This window comes from Citricoccus muralis, from assembly GCF_003386075.1.
GTDB lineage: Bacteria > Actinomycetota > Actinomycetes > Actinomycetales > Micrococcaceae > Citricoccus > Citricoccus muralis.
The window spans coordinates 1,903,534-1,922,885 of sequence record NZ_QREH01000001.1; the positions used below are offsets into that span (position 1 = coordinate 1,903,534).

The following is a 19,352-nucleotide window of genomic DNA, read 5'->3' on the forward strand; positions in this document are numbered from 1 at the left end:
TTACTCGGCACCCTCGATCGAGCCGAAGGCGATGTTCCACTTTCGCACCGTGCGCTCGGCGACGAAGCCGGCCTGGAAGAACGGGTCGCCGTCCATGATCGAGGAGACCTCGTCCACGGACTCGCCCTTGATGATCAGGAGGGCGCCCAGCGGATCACCCTCGGTCAGTCGTCCGGAGACCAGGAGCGTGCCCTGTTCGTGGAGCCCGGACAGGAACTCCACGTGGGAGGGGCGGGTGGCGACCATCTCCTCGGTCTCGGGGACGTAGGCGTAGGTGACGGCGTAGGCGGTCATGGATGTAGCTCCTCGGGTTGGTGCACGCCGGCCCTGTGACCGGCATTACAAGCCATCGTGCCTGGAAGAGACCACCCTCGGCGTCCGCATTCCCATTGAATGGCAAAGAGGAGTCCGGCCCTCATTCGGCCCTCATTCCGCCCTCAGGAGGGCTCCCATCCCCCGGACTTCCCGCGCGAACCCATCTGCCGGGACAGCCCTCGCGTTGCGGCCAGCAGGACGGGGACCTGGATCTGGAGGTTGATCTGGTCCACCTCGGCCACGATCGAGATGGCGCCCAGGACCCGGCCTCCTGGCCCGAAGACGGGTGCGGCCGTCCCCGAGGAGCCGGCCACGGTGATCCCCCGCAGGTGGGCATAGCCGTCGGTACGGGCCTGCGCCAGTCGGCGGCGCAGGCCCACCTCGGTGATGCCGGACAGGCGCGTGGCCCGGTCCCAGGTCGAGGTGAGGTACCGCTCTTGGAGCTGGCGCGGGGAGTGCGCCAGGATGGCCAACCCCGGTGCCGTGGAGAGCACCGGCAACCGGCCGGCGACCTTGGTCAGGTCCGTCGACACGTCCTTGCTGATCAGTCGTTCCAGATAGATGATCGTGCCGTCGTCGTGGTCCAGGATGGCCAGCGAGGTGTTCTGCCGCTGCGTCACGTGCACGGCCTCCATGAACGGCAGTGCCGCCTGGCCGAATTCCTGGTAGGTGGAGCTGCGCTGACCCAGCTCCCACAGCACCAGACCGATCCGGAAACGGCCGTCCGGGGTGCGCCGCAGCAGCCCCTCCTCGGCCATGTCCCCCGCGAGGCGGTGGGCGGTGGAGGTGGACAGCCCCGTGCGGACGGCCAGTTCGGAGGCCGTGAGTTCCGGGTGGTCGGCGTCGAAGGCATGCAGCACCCGCACCAGGCGCTGGATCAGTGATTCGCCGGAAGGGGAGTTCGCCATCAGGATCTCCCGCTCCGGGTGGTCTGCGACGGCGTCTGAGACGGCGTCCGCGCCGGCTTCCGCGGCGGATTCCGCAGCGAGGTCCGCAGCGTGCTGGAGGAGGCCAACACCAGGGCCAACAGCGTGATGACTGCCCCGGTCAGGACCTGCCAGGTCACCTCGGCGCCGCGCGTGGGCCATACCGCGTCCACCACCAGCGACCCGGCCAACTGGCCGGCAACGAGCCCGAGGGTGAACAACAGCGAGCCGATGGTCCGCGTCAAGAGGGCCCCGCCGATCACCACCACGGAACCCAGCAGGCCACCCGTGTAATACCACCAGTCCCCAGGGCCCCAGGGCAGCCGGGCCAGGCCACCGGCCGTGATCTGCGGTGCGGCCACCGCCAGTAGCGCCAGCGTCCCGATCAGGTAGTTGAACAGCACGAGCGGCTCGATCCGGCCCACGGCCGCACCCATCACCGCGTTCATCGCCATCTGGGGCGGCTGGAGCAGGCCACCGGCCAGGACGATCAACAGCGGCAAGCCGAGGGCCAACAGCATCTCCGAGCCCGGGGCCGCCCCGGCACCTCCGGCATCCCCGGAAACCCCTCCGAACCCACCCCCGAGCAGGCGCGGGGAGAGCGCCAGCCCGACGCCGGCCAGCCCGGCCAGCACGCCCACCGACCTCCGCAGGCTCAGGCGGTGACGCCCCGAGGGCACCCACCCAACGGTGTCCATCAGCGTCGAAGAGAGCATCTGGCCGGAGATGAAGACGAGGGAGAACAGCGCAACGCCCACCAGGTCCACGGTGACGGCCTGTCCGTACACGGCGAAGGCACCGAGGAGCCCGGAGAAGACGAACACCCACGGGAACCGTCCCGCGGCCGCACCTCTGACCAGTTGGACCACCCCACGGCGGTTCGCCCGGACCAGGCCGTTGACGAGCAGCATCAACACCAGCCCGGAGCCGAAGGTCACCGTCGCGGCCAGGGAGGCATCTCCCAGCTCGGCCCTCAGAGCGCCGGTGATCCGGGCCTGGATGGCAATCGCCACGCCGCCGGCCAGCGCCAGGAGCAGCGACAGGGTCCTACCCATGGGTGTGCCTCCTCGTCCGATGCTCAGACAGTCCCGGCCGCGTGGCGAGCCGCCACCCAGCCGAAGGTCATGCCTGCACCGACCTGGGATCCGGCACCCGGGTACTCGCTGCCCATGACCGAGGCGGCGTCATTGCCGGCAGCGTACAGGCCTTCGAGCACCGCGCCGTCACGGCCCACCACCTGGGCCTGCGCGTTGACCTGGATCCCGTAGGCCGTGGCCAAGGGGGTCGGGACCACGGCCACGGCGTAGAACGGCCCCTGCCGGATCGGTCCGATGTTCGGGTTCGGCGTGTGCTCCGGATCCCCGGCCACCCGCCCGAACATCAGCTCGCCCTTCTGGAAGTCCTCGTCCACACCGGTCTCGGCGAAGCCGTTGTACCGGCGGACGGTCTCCTCAAGGCCAACGGGGTCCACGCCGATCTCCGCGGCCAGCTCCCGCAGGGTGGCGCCGCGGTGGAGGTAGCCGTCGTCGATGTACTTCTGCAGCATCGCGGCGGGCAGGTGCGGCATGGTGATCATGCCCAGCCCGTACTTCGCCAGGGTACTGGCGTCCACCACGAGCCAGGCCGGGATGGTCGGCACCGTCTGGTGCGATGCATACATGGCCCGCACGAAGCGGTGGTACGAGTGCGATTCGTCCACGAACCGCCGGCCGGCGGAGTTGACGGCGATCAGGCCGGGCTTGGCCCGGTCCCAGATGTGCGGGAACACCACGGTGGAGCCGTCCGCCCGGGTCCCGATCGAGGAGGGGAACCACAGCGCGTTCTCGCCGTTGTCCGTCCCCGCGGCCGCACCGATGGCCTCGCTCAGGCGCAAGGTGTCACCCGTCGCACCCTCCCCGGCTCGGGAGAATTGCGGTGTGGGCTCCGGGAGGAACTTCGCCCGCAGTTCGGGGCTCTGGGCGAACCCACCGGCGGCCAGCACCACGCCACGCCGGGCCCGGATCCGCAGCTCGCGGCCCCCATGGCCCACGACGGCGCCCGTCACCCGATCCTGGTCCCGCAGCAGCTCCGTGGTGTAGGCGTTGCGCCACACCTCCCCGCCCCGGGCGAGCAGCTCGGCGTACATGCGGGCCACGAGGGCATTGCCCATCACCAACCGAGTGCCGCGCGGGTTCCGGACCATGTCCAGGGCCCAACGCGCCCCCAGACCCAGGGCCGTGGCGCCGGCCTTCGCCGTGGTGCCGGCTTTCTTGGAGAACAGGCCCAGCAGGGTGCCGACCTCGGCCCGGCGCAGCATCATGGTCCCGCCCATGAGCGCGAACTCGGGCACCGGGGGCCGGATGTGGCGGAAGCGGTTCCGGCCCAGTCTGCGGCCGTCGAAGGGCTCCGGCTCCAGGGCGCGTCCGGTCTGGCCGGTCTCCGGCAACTCCGAGTGGTAGTCCACCACGGCGGGTGACCGCCGGAACGTCACCCCCAGGTCCTCCATGTAGCGCAGCATCGCGGGCCCGTTGTCCAGGTACGCCTGGCGCAACACCTTGTCCGACTTGTCCCCCACCAGCCGGTCGAGGTAGCGCTCGGCCTTCTCGGCGTCGTCGGTGATGCCGTCCTCGTGCTGGAAGTGGTTGTTCGGGATCCAACAGGTCCCGGCCGAGTAGGCCGTCGTGCCGCCGATGTAGTCGGTCTTCTCCAGGACCAGCACTGACAGCCCCTCCTGGACGCCCGTCAGGGCGGCGGCGAGACCGGCGGCACCGGTGCCGAGCACCAGGAGGTCGACCTCGTGATCCCACGGCGCGAGCGTCGGAAGCGTCGGTGCGGGTGGATTCTCGGTCATGGGCCTGCCTTGTTCTGCCTGGGTTTGCGTTCTGCCCAGGTCTGCATCGAGTCGGGATACGGTGCCGCGCCCGTGACGCGGCTCACGGTCCATCGTCACCCACGCTCACCGCAGCCGGGAGGCTGGTTCCCATTGAATAGGAACTGCGGGAGCTTCTGTCAGGCCCTCTTCTGCCAGGCGGGGTGTGTGGCCACCGGCACGAACCCCAGCTCCTGGTTGGCGCGTAGGATCGCCCCGTTCTCGGCGGCGTTCCAGGTGTAGAGGCGTTCGGCCTCGGGCTTCAGCCGCAACAGCTGCGAGACGTTGACGGCCTTCAGGAGCACGGCGAGCCCCCGTCCCCGATGCTCCGGGTGAACCAGAGAGTTGCCCTGGTAGGCCGCCTGGGGCAGGTCGGCGAAGGTCTCGATGTCCGAGTGCCCGACGAGCTGCCCGGTCGACCGGTCGCGCGCCGCCGTCGTGATCATGGACAGGCCCATCTCGCGGCGGGCCCCCTCCTCGGCTCGCAACCGGGGCACATTCCAGCGCTCTGCCACCCGCTCCAGGGCCGCGGCGGGCGCCTCGGCCGCCATCCGGCCGAGCAGCCCGGCCATCGATTCCGCATCCTCCTCCGGGCAGGCGCCTTCCCAGCTGACCAGGTCATAGCCATGCTCCTCGGCGGCGCCGGAGCCGGATTCAGCCATCAGAGCGGCACCGGCTGCCTCCCGCAGGTCCAGCACGGACGTCCACTCCACCTGGGCCAGCTCGTAGCCGTGGGCGGCGGCGAACGCCGCATCAGGCGCCTGCCAGCGGATCCGGTCCCGGCCGGCGTCGGGCAGGGAATCCGGGGATGTCCGGACCACCGGGGTCAGTCCGGTCTCCAACGAGGTGCCAGAGACGAACACCGGACCGGACCCGACGGCGGCCGGGTCCACCAGGGCGTTGTCCGTCCAGGCTTGCAGCACGGTGCGTCCCCGCCGCACCGCTTCGGCTTCGGCCTCGCGCAGCAAGGCGGACCCCACCCCACGACGCCGGAAGTCGGGGTGCACGGCGACGTTCACCTCGGCGATGGTTGGCTGGCTGGCCGGCTCCCAGGGCAGGCTCAGGGCGGCATAGCCGATGATGCGGTCGGGCCGGTCCCCAGTCAGGGGCTCGCGGGCGACGGCGTAGGAGGTGCGCACGTCCTCCCGGGAGGTGGCGCCGGCCAACTGGTTCTCCGGGGAGACGTAGAAGTCGTTGTTGCCCCAGAACAGGGACGTCACCAGGTTGGCGAGTTGCGTCACCTGCAGGAAGTCCGCCGTGGTGGGCGGCATCGGCAACCGCGTCTGGTCCAGGGCGTCGGGAAGGTCCAGCCATTCGATCCTCATGGTGTTCATGATGCCGCACCGGGCCGGGTTGCTGGGCGCATTAAACGCACCAGGGCCGGAACCGCGATCTCTCGCGGGTTCCGGCCCTGATGATGCAGCTAGTGCTCCAACCTGAGATCAGGCCTGAGCGGTCGCCTCAGTCTCGATCTTGACCACGTTCGGGTCCACCCGGATGCCGGGGCCGAAGGTCGTCGAGATGGTGGCCTTGGAGATGTACCGGCCCTTGGACGCGGACGGCTTCAGGCGCAGCACCTCCTCCAGGGCAGCGGCGTAGTTCTCGGTCAGCTTGTCAGCATCGAAGCTGGTCTTGCCGATGATGAAGTGCAGGTTCGAGTGCTTGTCGACGCGGAAGTCGATCTTGCCGCCCTTGATGTCAGTCACGGCCTTGGCCACGTCCGGGGTCACCGTGCCGGTCTTCGGGTTCGGCATCAGGTTGCGCGGGCCGAGGACCTTGCCGAGACGTCCGACCTTGCCCATCATGTCCGGGGACGCCACGGCGGCGTCGAAGTCGGTCCAGCCCCCCTGGACCTTGGCGATCAGGTCGTCCGAGCCCACGAAGTCGGCGCCGGCGGCCTCGGCCGCTGCGGCCTTGTCACCGGTGGCGAAGACGACCACGCGGGCGGTCTTGCCGGTGCCGTGCGGCAGGTTGACGGTGCCGCGCACCATCTGATCGGCCTTACGGGGATCGACGCTCAGGCGGAAGGCAACCTCCACGGTGGCGTCCGACTTGGACGGGTTGGTGTCCTTGGCCAGGGCGATGGCCTCGACGGGACCGTAGATGTCCTCGCCGATCTTCTCCTGAGCCGCCTTGTATGCTTTGCTGCGCTGTGCCATCTGCTTGTTCTCCTTATGCAGTCGTGGTCTGCGGGTCGCGCGCGACCCTGCCACTGGAATGAGCTGTGTTGCTGAAGTGCTGAAAAGTGTTGCTTCCGTCAGCCTTCGACGGTGATGCCCATGGAGCGGGCGGTGCCGGCGATGATCTTGGCCGCAGCCTGGACATCGTTGGCGTTGAGGTCTTCCATCTTGGTCTGGGCGATCTCCTCGCACTGGGCCTGGGTCAGCTTGCCGACCTTGTCCGTGTGCGGGGTGGACGAGCCCTTGGCGACCTTGGCAGCCTTCTTGATCAGTTCAGCGGCCGGCGGGGTCTTGGTGACGAAGGTGAACGAACGGTCTTCGTACACGGTGATCTCGACGGGGACGACGTTGCCACGCTGGGATTCCGTCGCGGCGTTGTACGCCTTGCAGAACTCCATGATGTTCACGCCGTGCTGACCGAGCGCAGGGCCGATCGGAGGGGCCGGGTTGGCGGCTCCTGCCTGGATCTGCAGCTTGATCAGGCCTGCGACCTTCTTCTTGGGGGCCATAATCGGGTCCTTCTTCTGTAACTTCTTGCGTGTTCCCCGAAGCACAGGAGCGTGTTCCGGAGCTGGTGGCCACCGTGGCGCGGTGACCGGTCCGCCACCGTCCGGCCAAAGCAGCCGAAGCAACCGGAGGGGGCGAAGTCTGGTGGTGCCTACTACCGGATCTTCGTGACCTGGTTGAAGGACAGGGTGACTGGAGTCTCGCGCTCGAAGATGGTCACGAGGACCACGAGCTGCTGGGACTCGACCTTGACCTCGGAGATCGTGGCCGGCAACGTCTCGAACGGGCCGTCGTTGACGGTGACGGACTCGCCGACCTCGAAGTCGACCTCGATGGCCGGGGCGGACTCGGCGCCGGCCGGGGCGGGCCGGCCCTCGGCCTGGGCCGTCTTGGTGGCCTCCTGCATGACCGAGGGGGCCAGCATGGAGTGGATCTCGTCGAGGGAGAGCGGGAACGGGTCATGGGCGTTGCCCACGAATCCGGTGACGCCCGGGGTGTGGCGGACCACGCCCCAGGAGGCGTCCGTCAGGTCCATGCGGACGAGCACGTACCCGGGGATGCGCACCCGGTTGACGAGCTTGCGCGTGGTGTTGCGGATCTCCACGACCTCTTCCATGGGGACTTCGATCTCATAGACGTAGTCCTCCATCTCCTGGGTCTGGACACGCGTCTCCAGGTTGGTCTTCACGCGCTTCTCGTAGCCCGCGTAGGTGTGGATGACGTACCAGTCGCCCGGCTGACGGCGCAGACGGGTGCGGAGCTCCTCGGAGGGGTCCACCTCCGGCTCGGCCTCGACGGCCGGCGCAGCCTCGACCGGCTCCACGTCCAGGGAATCCTCGCCCACCAGGTCGGCGTCGGGTCGATCGGCGGACTCAGCGCCGCTCTGGGCCAGGTCTTCCTCCTGCAGGGTCATCTGACCCTGGTCCTCAGCGGATGCCTCAGCTGTGACCTCGCGGGTCTCGGCCTGGGGATCGACCTCCGGCTCGGCGGTCTCGTCGTAGCTCTCGTCGATGCCGTCGGCCTCGATCGCCGGGTCCACGGCGACCTGCGGGTCGACGTCGGCCTCCGACTCCTCGGAATCGGCCGGCTCAGCCGGAATGACGGGCTCGCCGGCGACGGCGGCGTCCTCAGCAGTCTCGGGGTCCTGAGACGGCTGGGACTGCTCCTCTTCGAGGGCGTCAGCCTCAGCGAGGGCGTCGGCCTGCGGTTCGAGTTCCTGCTCGGACACTGGTTCCTGCTTTCTTCACGCGTTCAACGTACTTCCGGCAGGGCATGCGTCCACCGGCGGGAAGCGTCAGGCGCTGCCGTCGCCGAAGACGAAGGAGGCACCCATGCCGAACAAGAAGTCCAACAAGGTCACCAGCAAGATCATGAAGATCACGAAGGCGAGCACGACGCCCGTGAGCTTCACCAGCTCCTCACGGGTGGGGGTGACGACCTTCTTGAGCTCGTCCACCACCTGCCGCAGGAACAGGGCGATTCTGCCGAAGAGACCTCGCTTCCGCGGCGTGCCGGGGTTCTGGTCCCCAGTGCTGTTCGCAACTGCCTCGGTCACGTGGCCTCACTTGCTAGGTCGACACTGAAACTGTCCTGCCGGGGGCTTTTCGGATCTCCGAAAGACCACCCTGCGCAGGGTAGACAGGACTCGAACCTGCAACCTGCGGTTTTGGAGACCGCTGCGCTACCAATTGCGCCACTACCCTAGGGGCCGGATGTGGTTTCCCACGGCACGGCCCAGCCTGGTGCTTTTCAACACCGGGCATCAACTTTACGCCATCGGGGGCAGTGAGTCGAACCGGCCGCTTCTCCGGGGCGCACACACGGGCACGAGTACGCCGGGTACCACTAGGCTGAATCGCGACGACCCCCGGAAACCGCCCGCCGGAAGGACCCCATGTATAGCTCGCTGTCCACCTCGCAGCCCACCCCGCCCCGCAGCCGCGTCTCCGAGCGCATCGGCTCGATCGCCGAATCTGCCACCCTCGCCGTCGACGCCAAGGCCAAGGCCCTCAAGGCCGCCGGGCGGCCGGTGATCGGCTTCGGCGCCGGTGAACCGGACTTCCCCACCCCGGGGTACATCGTCGAGGCCGCCGTGAACGCCGCCCAGGACCCCAAGAACCACCGCTACTCCCCCGCCGGCGGTCTGCCCGAGCTGAAGCAGGCCATTGCGGAGAAGACGCTGCGCGACTCCGGATTCGAGATCGAACCCCAGCAGGTCCTGGTGACCAACGGCGGCAAGCAGGCCGTCTACAACACTTTCGCGACCCTGTTGGATCCGGGCGACGAGGTCATCGTCCCCACTCCGTTCTGGACCACCTACCCCGAGTCCATCCGCCTGGCCGGCGGCGTGCCGGTCGAGGTGTTCGCCGGCCCGGAGACCGGCTACAAGGTCACCGTGGACCAGCTGGAGGCCGCGGTCACCGAGCGGACCAAGGTGCTGTTGTTCAACTCCCCCTCCAACCCCACCGGTGCCGTGTATGACCCGGAGGAGACGGCCGCGATCGGACAGTGGGCCGTGTCCCGGGGCCTCTGGGTGGTCACCGACGAGATCTACGAACACCTCACCTATGACAACGTCCCCTTCACCTCGATCGCCGCCGCCGTGCCGGACATGGCCGATCAGGTCATCATCCTCAACGGCGTGGCCAAGACCTACGCCATGACCGGCTGGCGCGTGGGATGGATGGCCGGCCCGGTGGACATCATCAAGGCAGCCACCAATCTGCAGTCGCATGCCACCTCGAACGTCGCGAACGTCTCCCAGCGCGCGGCCCTCGCCGCCGTCGCCGGCCCGCTGGACGCCGTCGAGGAGATGAAGACGGCCTTCAACCGCCGCCGCAAGGCCATCGTCGAGGGCCTCAACGCGGTGCCCGGATTCTCCTGCCCGACGCCGGCCGGCGCCTTCTACGCGTACGTGGACGTCCGCGGTGTGCTGGGCGACGGACATCAGCACCAGACATCGGCTGAGCTGGCCGGCTACATCCTGGACGAGGCCGAGGTCGCCGTCGTACCCGGCGAGGCCTTCGGCCCCTCGGGCTTCCTGCGCCTGTCCTACGCCCTGGGCGACGACGACCTCTCCGAAGGCATCGGCCGGATCCAGCAGCTCCTCGCCCGCTGACACCCAGCCCCGTTGCACCGTGCAGATGCGGGTCCGATCGGGGGTATCGATCCGCAGTTGCGTCGCATAGGGTGTCATTCATGACGCTTCTGCGGATCTCTGAGGCTGCCCGCTTCCTCGGCGTGAGTGATGACTCCGTCCGCCGATGGGTCGCCTCCGGCCGGCTCAGCGCCCACACGGACGGAACCGGCCGGGCCGCCGTCGATGGTGTCGAGGTGGCCCAGCTGGTCAAGGACGGCAACAACACCCTCAACAGCTCCGGTGACGACGGCGTCCCCTCCTCGGCGCGCAACCGCTTCCACGGGCTGGTGACGGACGTGGTCATGGACACCGTCATGGCCCAGGTGGAGCTGCAGTGCGGCCCCTTCCGGGTGGTCTCACTCATGAGCGCGGAGGCGGCCCGGGAGCTCGGTCTCGAGCCCGGCATGCCCGCCATGGCCGTCGTGAAGGCAACCACCGTCATCGTGGAACGCATGGAACGCGCGGAACCCACGGAACGACCAGAACGAACAGAACGGGCGGACGGCTGATGCGGGGCCGTACCGGACGCAACTCAAGCCGCGCCCTTGGCCTCATCGTGGGATCCAGTGTCGTCCTGGCCGGCTGCAGCGCGCTCTCCGATGGCGCCGCGGAACCCGCCACCACCCTCACCGTCTTCGCGGCAGCGTCCCTCGGCGACTCCTTCGAGGAACTGGCGGACGGCTTCGAGCAGGAGAACCCGGGGGTCGAGGTCGAATACAACGTCGCCGGCTCGTCCTCCCTCGCGGAGCAGATCCTGGCCGGCGCCCCCGCCGACGTCTTCGCCTCGGCTGACGAGCCGAACATGGACACGGTCGTGGCGGCCGGCGAGAACTCCGGGGAGCCGAAACCGTTCGCCACCAACGTCCTCACGCTGGTCACCCCCGCCGACACCCGGGCCGATGCCCCCGACATCGCCTCCCTTGAGGACGCGGCGGCCGAGGGCGTGAAGCTCGTGGTCTGCGCCCCCCAGGTCCCGTGCGGCCGCGCTGCCCTCGACGTGGCGGCGGACGCCGGCGTGGAACTCTCCCCCGTCAGCGAGGAGGCCAGCGTCACCGACGTGCTCGGCAAGGTCGCCTCCGGCGAGGCCGACGCCGGCCTGGTCTACGTCACGGACGCGCTGAGTGCCGGTGGTGGTGCCGGTGAGACAGCGGGTGGCACGGTGAACGCCATCGAGCTCGAGAACGCCGACTCCGCTGTGAACACCTACCCCATCACCGTGCTGGACGCTGCCGCGGAGAACGGCCCGGAGCACCCTGAACTGGCCCAGCGCTTCGTCGACTACGTGCTCTCCGAGGACGGCCAGTCGGTGCTCGAGGCCGACGGGTTCGGCGCTCCGTGACGGCGCGTCCGAGGCGCGCGTCACGGTGGGCGCGGGGCCGGTTGGTGCGGGGCAGAGAGGTGCGGGTCCACCCGCCGGCCGGGCTCGCCGTCGTCGGGATCCTGGGCGCGGCTGTGCTCCTGGTGCCGTTCGTCGCCCTGGTGGCCGGCGTGGACCTCACCCGGCTGCCCGAACTGCTCACCTCACCCTCCGCCCTGGACGCCCTCGGGCTCTCCCTGCGGACCGCGCTGACGGCCACCGCGATCTGCCTGGTGATCGGCACCCCGCTGGCCCTCGTGCTCACCCGGCTGGACTTCCCGGGCCGCAGCTTCGCCCGGTCCCTGGTGCTGCTGCCGCTGGTGGTCCCGCCCGTGGTCGGCGGGATCGCGCTGACCGAGGCGTTCGGTCGGCGCGGACTGATCGGCGAGCACCTGCAACTGCTCGGGATCGAGATCGCGTTCACGTCAGCGGCCGTGGTCATGGCACAGGTCTTCGTGTCCCTGCCGTTCCTGGTGGTGGCCCTGGAGGGCGCCCTGCTGACCCGCGGTGAGGCCCATGAGCGCACCGCGCTATCCCTGGGAGCCTCCCCGCTGCGCACGTTCCTCACCGTGACGCTGCCACTCCTGGTGCCCGGGCTCGTCGCCGGACTGGTGCTGACCTTCGCCCGCGCCCTGGGCGAGTTCGGGGCGACGATCACCTTCGCCGGCTCCCTGCAGGGCACCACGCGCACCCTGCCACTGCAGGTCTACCTCGAGCGCGAGACCGATCCGGAGGCCGCCGTCGCCCTCTCCCTCGTGCTCGTGGTGGTCGCCCTCGTGGTCATCACCGTGGCCTATGGACGGCGGGATGGACGGCGGGATGGGCGCCGGGATGGACGCCGATACGGCCGGCGGACGGGCGCAGAGGCATGACCGGCCTGGACTGCCGCGTGGTCGTCCCCGAACGCGGGGTCGACCTCGCCCTCACCGTGGACGAGGGCCAGACCTTGGCCCTGACCGGGCCCAACGGCTCCGGCAAGTCCACTCTGCTGTCCGCCCTCGCCGGCTGGCTGCGGCCGGAGACCGGGCATGCCCGGCTCGGGGACAGGACTCTCTTCGACGTCACCGACAGCCGAGACACCTGGACCCCGGCGCGACGCCGGAACGTCGGCTACCTGACGCAGGACCCCCTGCTCTTCCCCCACCTCACGGCCGAGGCGAACGTCGCCTTCGGGCTGGTCAGGGCCGGCGTCGTGGGCCGGAGGAACCGACGGAACGCGGCCCGGGACTGGCTCGAGCGGGTGGGCGTGGGGCAGCTGGCCTCCCGCCGGCCCGGGGAGATGTCCGGCGGCCAGGCGCAACGCACGGCGATCGCCCGGGTGCTGGCCTCGGGGCCGGAGCTGGTGCTGCTGGATGAGCCGCTGTCCGCCCTGGACGCCCAGGTGGTCCCGCAGATCCGCGAGCTGCTGGCCGAGGTCCTGACCGGGCGCACCACGGTGCTCGTCACGCACCATGAGGCGGACGTGGTGGCGCTGGCGGATGTGGTGCACCGAATCTAGAACCGGGTCTACAACAGCCCCCGCTCCCCCGCCCAACGCGTGAGCTCATGGCGGTTGGAGAGCTGGAGCTTGCGCAGCACATTGGACACATGGGTCTCGATGGTGCGCACAGAGATGAAGAGGTCCTTCGCGGCCTCGCGGTAGGTGTAGCCGCGGGCGATCAGCCGCATGACCTCGAGCTCGCGGGCCGAGAGCAGGTCGAGCTCCTCGTCCCGCACGGCCACGTCCGCGGTGCCGAAGGCGTCCAGGACGAAGCCGGCCAGCCGGGGCGAGAACACGGCGTCGCCGCCGGCCACCCGCTGCACGGCCGCGGACACCTCGGCCCCGGAGATGGTCTTGGTGACGTAGCCGCGGGCGCCGGCGCGGATGACGGAGACCACGTCCTCGGCGGCATCGGACACGGAGATCGCCAGGAACCTCACCTCGGGGGCCAGGTCCTGACAGGACGCCGCGACCTCGGCCCCACCACCGCCCTTGCCACCGGGCAGGTGCACGTCCAGCAGCACCACCTCCGGCTCGAGTTCGTGGATGATCCGGATGGCCGAGTCGACGTCACCAGCCTCCCCCACCACCGCGATGTCCGCCGGATCCAGATCGGCCTTCAGACCGGTGCGGAAGATGGCGTGGTCGTCGACGATGACAACGCGTGTGGTCATGGTGTTGCCCCTTCTGATGCATGTCCTGTTGCATGTTCCGTTGCGTGCTCGGGCACCGGCAGGTGCAGGCGGACCTCCGTGCCGCCCGCGCCGGTGGAGATCGTGGCCGTACCGCCGGCGCGCTCCATGCGGCCGATCACGGATTCGCGGATGCCGAGGCGGTCCTGCGGGATGGCGTCCAGGTCGAAGCCCTCGCCCCGGTCCTTGACGAAGATCTCGACGGCGGCCGGGCCGGCCTCGGCGTAGACGCGCGCCGGCCCCGCGTGGCGCACCGCGTTGAGCATGGCCTCCCGGGAGGCCTGCAGCAGCGGGTCGAGCCAGGGCCCGGTGGCCACGCCGACCGTGACGACCTCGATCGGCTGGCCGTGGTTGTCCTCGATGGCGGCCGCCAGATCCTGCAGCCGGTCCGTCAGGCTGCCGTCAGGACGGGTCGGGTCGGCGTAGAGGTACTGGCGCAGGTCTCGCTCCTGGGCACGGGCCAGCCGGGCGACCATGGCGGAGTCGTCCGCGTTCTTCTGGATCAGCGCCAAGGTCTGGAGCACGGAGTCGTGCAGGTGCGCGGCGATCTCCGCGCGTTCGGTCTGGACGGCGAGCGCGGACGACTTCGCGGCGGCGTCCCGCCACAGCTTGATCACCCACGGAGCGGCCACGAGCACGACGCCGGCCAGGATGACGATGGCGACGACGAGACCCAGCCACATGTCCTGGGCACCGACGAGGCCCGCGGCGAGCGCCAGGATGCCGGCCATGACCAGCAGCAGACCGAGCACGAGGGACGTGACGCGGTGGGTCCTCCCGGCCCGGTCCGTGGCATCGCCCCGGAGGGAGTCGAGCTGCAGCCAGGCCAGCGCCACTCCGAGGAGCACGACGGCGGCCGGCCCGATCAAGCCCCAGTTCAGCCGGATCCCGATCATCTGCAGGGTGAGGGCCGCGGCCAGCACGAGGAGCACGATGCCGACGATGACCTGCCAGCCGCGGCCGGCCGAACTGCCGAGCCGGTCGCCGAGCCGGTCGCCGAGGGCCCACGTCCGGGTCTGCTCAACGGCCCCGCGCACGGCTTCGGCGGCCCCGACGACGGCCTCCTGCTCATCCGGGACGAAGATCCACAACCAGGCGTAGAACACCACGCCGACCCCGCTGAGCAGCGCCAGGGCCACGACGCCGACCCGCACCCAGGCCACGGGCAGATCGAGATAACGGGCCAGACCGGCGCAGACGCCGGCGATGGCCCGGTGCTCCCGGGGGCGGGTGAGGACAGTGGTCATGGCTCCATCCTGCCTCAGTCGGCGGCATCCGGGTGGCGCTACGGACGTAGATCCGGGGGTTCTCCGGGTCCGATCAGGGGCTCCCCGGATACCGCCCGGGACCTGCAGACGGGACGATGGAGACATGAACGAGAACCCCGCCCCCGGCAGCACCAGCGGCTTCTACACCTGGATCGATTCGCTGCACACCGTGCGCTCCCCCCAACGCTGGATGGGTGGCGTCGTCGCAGGCCTGGCCGACCGCATCGGTATGGACCGCACCCTGGGCCGCGCCCTGTTCGTGGTCCTGACCCTGCTCACCTCCGGACTGACCGTGTTGTTCTACGGCCTCGCCTGGATGTTCCTCCCCGAGCCGGACGGCCGCGTCCACTCCCGAGAGGCTGGCCAGGGACGGTGGACCGCCGGCATGACCGGTGCGCTCGTCTTCACCGTGCTCGGCATCGGCAACCTCTTCAACTGGCCCGGCTCCCTCGGCCGGAGTGACGGCTTCTGGAGCTTCGGCAGCGTGATCGGCCTGGGCATCATCGGCTTCTTCGTTTGGTTGGTGCTATCCAAGAACGGCGAGCGCGGCCGGCCCCGGGAGCTTCCGTCCGGCACCGACCCGGCCGCCGGCTCGGAACCTTCCCAGTCCGGAAACGTGCTGGGCGCCTACTCCGAAAGCCAGCCCACCGATCAGCCCGGCGCCCAAACCGGCGCCCAAACCACCGAGCCCCTCTACGTGGCTCCCACGGATACCGGTTGGTACTCAACCCCCGCCGCCAGCAGTGCTTACACTGCCCCCCGTTCCTCGGAAGGACCCGAACCCATGAGCGCCACCGCCTCGTACCCCCACCAGCCGAACTACCGAGGTGCCGACCAGATTCCCCCGGTCGACCGCACCCCGCCGTCGCTGTCCGGCGCGACCCAGCTGGTCGTCGTCGGGCTGGCGGTGCTGGCCGGCGCCGCGGTCTCGCTGCTGCGCTATCTCGACGTCTTCACGGCCTCCTGGCCCGTCATCTGGGCTGCCAGCCTGGCCACGGTGCTGGCCGTCATGGCGATCGGTGTCATTGCCGGGGCCATCGCTGGCCGCGGCGGGGGCGGACTGACGGTCACCACCGCGATCCTCGCGATCCCCGTGGTGGGCGCAACCGCCAGCGCCTACGTCCAGGACGGCCCCTGGGGCACGAACTGGACGGACACCGGCAATTGGGACGGCGGCGTGGTCACCGGCAACGTCACCGAGGGATACGACCTGAGCTTCGGCGAGGGCACCATCGACCTGCGCCAGCTCACGGGAGCCAGCGCCGCCGAAGCCACCCCGGTGGACGTGAGCCTGAGCTTCTCCACGGCCGACCTCGTGGTCCCGAACAACGTGGACGTCTTCCTGGACGCGGACAGTTCCTTCGGCAGCGTCAACGCTCCCTCCGTCGGGACCGACGACGCCGGCCGCCTCCAGGTGGTGGACGCCCCCGGGGACGAGCAGATCGTGGTGGAGGCGGATGTCTCCTTCTCCACCCTGAACGTGCGCGCCGAGGCCCCGACCACGACCAGCACCACCCAGAACTGACGTCGATCAACTGAGACTGCCCAGGAGTGAATGACATGAGCACCCATCCCCACGATTTCTCCCATGACCCCACCCACAACCTCACCCGCGACGAGGACCAGGCCCTCGAGGACGAGATCACGCGCGGCACCGTCCACGACCGGGACTACGCCGCCCACCGCACGGACAGCGAGACCCAGCCGGCCGACGTCGGGCCGGAGAAATCCGCGCTCCGCACCGGAACCCTGGTCTGGGGTGTGATTGCCCTGCTGCTGGCCCTGTGGTCACTGTCCGTGACCGTGCTTGACTGGAACCTCGACCCGGTTCTGGTGATGATCGGCCTGGCCGTGGTCGGCGGCGTGGCCCTGGTGGCCGGCGGCATCGCCGGCGCGGCCCGCAGCAAGTCCTCCTAGTCCACCCACACTCACCCCTACACACAACCCACCACACAAACAAACGCATCGAGGAGCACCATGGACACCTTCTACCGTTCCCTGAGGAGCATCCCCTTCCGCCGCGGCCCGAAGCGGTGGGTCGGCGGCATTGCCGGCGGGATCTCGGCAAAATTCGGCTGGGACCCTACGCTGGTCAGGATCGTTGTCCTCATCGGCTTCCTCCTGCCGGGCATCGGCCTCTTCACCTACGTGGTGGCCTGGGTGCTGCTGCCGTGGCAGGACAACACGATTCCGTTGGAGCGCGTGTTCCCCGGAACGCAGCGCCCCCTCTAGCCCCTCCAGAAAGGCACCACATGCGCGTCGGCCTCCTCACCAGCGGCGGGGACTGCCCCGGACTCAACGCCGTCATCCGTTCGGCAGTCCTGCACGGGATCAAGTCCTACGACTACGAACTGGTCGGCATCCGGGATGGCTGGCGCGGCCTGATCGAGGGGAACGTCGAGGACCTGCCCCGCCAGCGGGTCCGCGGCCTGGCACGGACGGGCGGCACCATCCTCGGCACCTCCCGCACCCACCCGTACGACCACCCAGGCGGCGGGCCGGAGAACATCAAGGCGCGGATGACCGAGCTGGGCCTGGACGCGGTGGTCGCCATCGGAGGCGAGGGCACACTGGCCGGCGCGAAGCGGTTGTCCGACGACGGCGTGCCCCTGGTCGGCGTGCCGAAGACCATCGACAACGACCTCAAGGCCACGGACTACACCTTCGGATTCGACACCGCGGTCTCCATCGCCACCGATGCCATGGACCGGCTGCGCACCACGGGCGAGTCCCACCACCGCTGCATGGTCGCCGAGGTCATGGGCCGTCATGTCGGCTGGATCGCCCTGCACTCGGGCATGTCCGCCGGCGCGCACGCGATCCTCATCCCGGAACAGCGCACCTCCATGGAGCAGGTCTGCGAATGGGTGAAGCAAGTGCACGACCGTGGGCGGTCACCGCTCGTGGTGGTGGCCGAGGGCTTCATCCCCGAGGGCCACGACGACCCCCTGTCCGAGGCCGGCGCGGACGCCTCGGGGCGCGCGCGGCTGGGCGGGATCGGCGAGTGGGTCACGCAGCAGATCGAGGAGATGTCCGGCATCGAGACCCGCAGCACCGTCCTGGGGCACATCCAACGCGGCGGCGCCCCCACCGGGTTCGACCGCGTCCTCGCGACCCGCTTCGGCATGGGTGCCATCGACCTGGTGGCGCAGGGCCGGTTCGGCCAGATGGTCGCCCTCGACGGCACCGAGATCGTCCAGGTGTCCCTGGGCGCCGCCCTGGACGGCCTCAAGGAGGTCCCCCAGCACCGTTACGACGAGGCCAAGGTGCTGTTCGGCCGGTAGCCGGCGGGCCGGCGTCGTGCCCGGGCTGTGAACGGGACCCTGCGGGGTAGCGTGGAGGGCATGCCCGTCAACGCCCACACCCGCCAGATCATCGAGTTGGCCTGGTCCCGGATCCTGGGGCTGGACGACGGCGCCTTCGCTGCCGCTTCAGCCACCGGTGGGCGCCGGATCGAGGTGCCGATCGATGCCGACTCGCAGCCGGGCGAGGACGACCAGATCGCCACGTTCGTCCGGCTGTACGGGTCCTCCGTGCTGTACGGACCGGCCTGGCTGCTGGAGGCCGCACGTGGCCTGCACGACGAGGAACTCGCCCTGGAGTCCACCATGATCCGGCTGGGTGCCGGTCACTCCGCCCGCTCCCTCGGCGAGTGGGTGCTCTACTACGCCGAGGACATCCCGGACATCGCCCGCTCCTCCTCCGTCTCGGTGTCCTACGAGGCCTCCGATGCCCGAGAACTCGAGGCCCAATGCCCTGCGGATGACGTCACCGAGGTGGGCCTGTCCGCCCTGGACTCCACCTTCACCCTCATTCCCGACGACGGCGCGGGCACCCCGACCGGCCAGCCGGTGGCGGGTGCCGGGTACGAGGAATGGCAGGGCCTCATCGGCCACCTCGGCGTCCTCGTCCGGCCCGACGTCCGCCTCAAGGGGCTCGGCGCCTACGCGGGGGCAATCGCCATGGAGGAGGCCTTCACCGAGGGGCTCATTCCCCAGTGGCGGGCCGCCCTCGGCAACACCGGCGCGCAACGGGTGGCAGCCTCGCTGGGATTCGAACTCGCCGGCTCGCAGACGACGGTGCTGTTCAACCAGTAGGTGCTGCTCAGCCAGCGGGACTGCTCAGCCTGTCGGTGCTGCTCAGCCAGTCGGTGCTGGTCACTCAGCCGAGGCCAGCCCTACCCTGTTGGCATGTCCCTGAGATGGTATTCGACAGTGGTGGAATCAACGGATCACCGGGCCCTGGCGCGGTGGTGGGCGACGGCGCTCGACTGGGAGATCGCCTATGAATCCGATCTCGAGTCCGTCGTGATCCCCCGCTGGTCGGCCGAACTCTCGGACTCGTTGCCGTTCCACCGCGTTCCGCCGGGCATGGTCTTCGTCCCGGTGGAGCACCAGAAGTCCGGCAAGAACCGCCTGCACTGGGATTTCGCGCCCCACACCTCGGACGACCGGGAAGCGGAGATCCACCGTCTGGTGACGCTGGGGGCCACCCTCATCGACGTCGGCGAACCGGAGGACGCCACCTGGACCGTCCTCGCCGATCCGGACGGCAATGAATTCTGCGTGCTGTCCGCCCGGGACGAGTAGCCGACCAGCGGGATCGGGTCCTCCACCGCGAGCGGGAAGCCGGGAAGCCGG

Annotated in this window: 22 protein-coding genes and 1 tRNA gene; 11 read left to right on the forward strand and 12 right to left on the reverse strand. The window is 69.7% G+C overall.

The window, feature by feature from the left end; translation table 11 throughout:
• From C8E99_RS08410 to C8E99_RS08455, 10 genes are all read right to left on the reverse strand, one after another.
• Positions 1-294 carry a YciI family protein gene (locus C8E99_RS08410; protein WP_115931912.1) on the reverse strand — a complete coding sequence of 98 codons (294 nt, stop codon included), beginning with the start codon at positions 292-294 and terminating at the stop codon, positions 1-3.
• A gap of 143 nt (positions 295-437) precedes the next feature.
• Complete coding sequence (locus tag C8E99_RS08415; RefSeq protein WP_170144564.1) at positions 438-1,223, reverse strand: IclR family transcriptional regulator; 786 nt, start codon at positions 1,221-1,223, stop codon at positions 438-440.
• A complete protein-coding gene (locus tag C8E99_RS08420) occupies positions 1,223-2,296 on the reverse strand; it encodes a DMT family transporter (RefSeq protein ID WP_115931914.1) in 1,074 nt (357 codons plus the stop codon). The genes C8E99_RS08415 and C8E99_RS08420 overlap by 1 nt, the downstream gene beginning before the upstream one ends.
• Positions 2,297-2,319: 23 nt before the next feature.
• A complete protein-coding gene (locus C8E99_RS08425; protein WP_115931915.1) occupies positions 2,320-4,071 on the reverse strand; it encodes an FAD-dependent oxidoreductase in 1,752 nt (583 codons plus the stop codon).
• 158 nt (positions 4,072-4,229) lie between these two features.
• Positions 4,230-5,414 (reverse strand): GNAT family N-acetyltransferase, encoded by a 1,185-nt coding sequence (locus C8E99_RS08430; RefSeq protein WP_170144565.1) that lies wholly within the window; start codon positions 5,412-5,414, stop codon positions 4,230-4,232.
• Positions 5,415-5,531: 117 nt separating this feature from the next.
• A complete protein-coding gene (gene rplA / locus C8E99_RS08435) occupies positions 5,532-6,248 on the reverse strand; it encodes a 50S ribosomal protein L1 (RefSeq protein WP_115931917.1) in 717 nt (238 codons plus the stop codon).
• Between the two features lie 98 nt (positions 6,249-6,346).
• Positions 6,347-6,778 (reverse strand): 50S ribosomal protein L11, encoded by a 432-nt coding sequence (rplK, locus tag C8E99_RS08440; protein ID WP_115931918.1) that lies wholly within the window; start codon positions 6,776-6,778, stop codon positions 6,347-6,349.
• Positions 6,779-6,930: 152 nt separating this feature from the next.
• Positions 6,931-7,788 carry a transcription termination/antitermination protein NusG gene (gene nusG / locus C8E99_RS08445; protein WP_425452922.1) on the reverse strand — a complete coding sequence of 286 codons (858 nt, stop codon included), beginning with the start codon at positions 7,786-7,788 and terminating at the stop codon, positions 6,931-6,933.
• Between the two features lie 282 nt (positions 7,789-8,070).
• Positions 8,071-8,331: a preprotein translocase subunit SecE gene (gene secE, locus C8E99_RS08450; protein WP_115931919.1), complete on the reverse strand. Its 261-nt coding sequence runs from the start codon at positions 8,329-8,331 to the stop codon at positions 8,071-8,073.
• 75 nt (positions 8,332-8,406) lie between these two features.
• Positions 8,407-8,479: transfer RNA gene (locus C8E99_RS08455), tRNA-Trp, on the reverse strand.
• A gap of 191 nt (positions 8,480-8,670) precedes the next feature.
• On the opposite strand from C8E99_RS08455, the gene C8E99_RS08460 reads away from it, so the two are divergent.
• The 5 genes from C8E99_RS08460 (at position 8,671) to C8E99_RS08480 (ending at position 12,770) form a co-directional block, all read left to right on the forward strand.
• A complete protein-coding gene (locus tag C8E99_RS08460; RefSeq protein WP_115931920.1) occupies positions 8,671-9,894 on the forward strand; it encodes a pyridoxal phosphate-dependent aminotransferase in 1,224 nt (407 codons plus the stop codon).
• Positions 9,895-9,974: 80 nt separating this feature from the next.
• Positions 9,975-10,424, forward strand: coding sequence for a TOBE domain-containing protein (locus C8E99_RS08465; RefSeq protein ID WP_115931921.1), 450 nt, complete (start codon positions 9,975-9,977; stop codon positions 10,422-10,424).
• Positions 10,425-10,471: 47 nt separating this feature from the next.
• Entirely contained in the window at positions 10,472-11,254 is a 783-nt protein-coding gene (modA, locus tag C8E99_RS08470) for a molybdate ABC transporter substrate-binding protein (RefSeq protein WP_245952191.1), read from the forward strand.
• 44 nt (positions 11,255-11,298) lie between these two features.
• Positions 11,299-12,144 (forward strand): ABC transporter permease, encoded by an 846-nt coding sequence (locus tag C8E99_RS08475; protein ID WP_245952193.1) that lies wholly within the window; start codon positions 11,299-11,301, stop codon positions 12,142-12,144.
• Positions 12,141-12,770: an ATP-binding cassette domain-containing protein gene (locus tag C8E99_RS08480; RefSeq protein WP_115931924.1), complete on the forward strand. Its 630-nt coding sequence runs from the start codon at positions 12,141-12,143 to the stop codon at positions 12,768-12,770. Before C8E99_RS08475 ends, C8E99_RS08480 begins: the two co-directional genes overlap by 4 nt.
• Before the next feature lie 8 nt (positions 12,771-12,778).
• Here the strand turns inward: C8E99_RS08480 and C8E99_RS08485 are convergent, their stop codons facing one another.
• Together C8E99_RS08485 and C8E99_RS08490 are read right to left on the reverse strand one after the other, a co-directional pair.
• Entirely contained in the window at positions 12,779-13,426 is a 648-nt protein-coding gene (locus C8E99_RS08485) for a response regulator (RefSeq protein ID WP_115931925.1), read from the reverse strand.
• Complete coding sequence (locus tag C8E99_RS08490; RefSeq protein ID WP_115931926.1) at positions 13,423-14,691, reverse strand: ATP-binding protein; 1,269 nt, start codon at positions 14,689-14,691, stop codon at positions 13,423-13,425. The genes C8E99_RS08485 and C8E99_RS08490 overlap by 4 nt, the downstream gene beginning before the upstream one ends.
• Positions 14,692-14,815: 124 nt before the next feature.
• Between C8E99_RS08490 and C8E99_RS08495 the strand changes: the two genes are divergently transcribed.
• The 6 genes from C8E99_RS08495 (at position 14,816) to C8E99_RS08520 (ending at position 19,301) form a co-directional block, all read left to right on the forward strand.
• Positions 14,816-16,237 (forward strand): PspC domain-containing protein, encoded by a 1,422-nt coding sequence (locus C8E99_RS08495; protein WP_170144566.1) that lies wholly within the window; start codon positions 14,816-14,818, stop codon positions 16,235-16,237.
• Between the two features lie 35 nt (positions 16,238-16,272).
• Positions 16,273-16,629, forward strand: coding sequence for a hypothetical protein (locus C8E99_RS08500; RefSeq protein WP_115931928.1), 357 nt, complete (start codon positions 16,273-16,275; stop codon positions 16,627-16,629).
• 60 nt (positions 16,630-16,689) lie between these two features.
• On the forward strand, positions 16,690-16,944 hold the full coding sequence (locus C8E99_RS08505) for a PspC domain-containing protein (protein WP_115931929.1): 255 nt from the start codon (positions 16,690-16,692) through the stop codon (positions 16,942-16,944).
• A gap of 20 nt (positions 16,945-16,964) precedes the next feature.
• On the forward strand, positions 16,965-17,996 hold the full coding sequence (locus C8E99_RS08510) for a 6-phosphofructokinase (RefSeq protein WP_115931930.1): 1,032 nt from the start codon (positions 16,965-16,967) through the stop codon (positions 17,994-17,996).
• A 60-nt stretch (positions 17,997-18,056) separates the two neighbouring features.
• Positions 18,057-18,809, forward strand: coding sequence for a GNAT family N-acetyltransferase (locus tag C8E99_RS08515; protein ID WP_115931931.1), 753 nt, complete (start codon positions 18,057-18,059; stop codon positions 18,807-18,809).
• 93 nt (positions 18,810-18,902) lie between these two features.
• Positions 18,903-19,301 carry a VOC family protein gene (locus tag C8E99_RS08520; RefSeq protein ID WP_115931932.1) on the forward strand — a complete coding sequence of 133 codons (399 nt, stop codon included), beginning with the start codon at positions 18,903-18,905 and terminating at the stop codon, positions 19,299-19,301.
• Positions 19,302-19,352 lie beyond the last annotated feature (51 nt).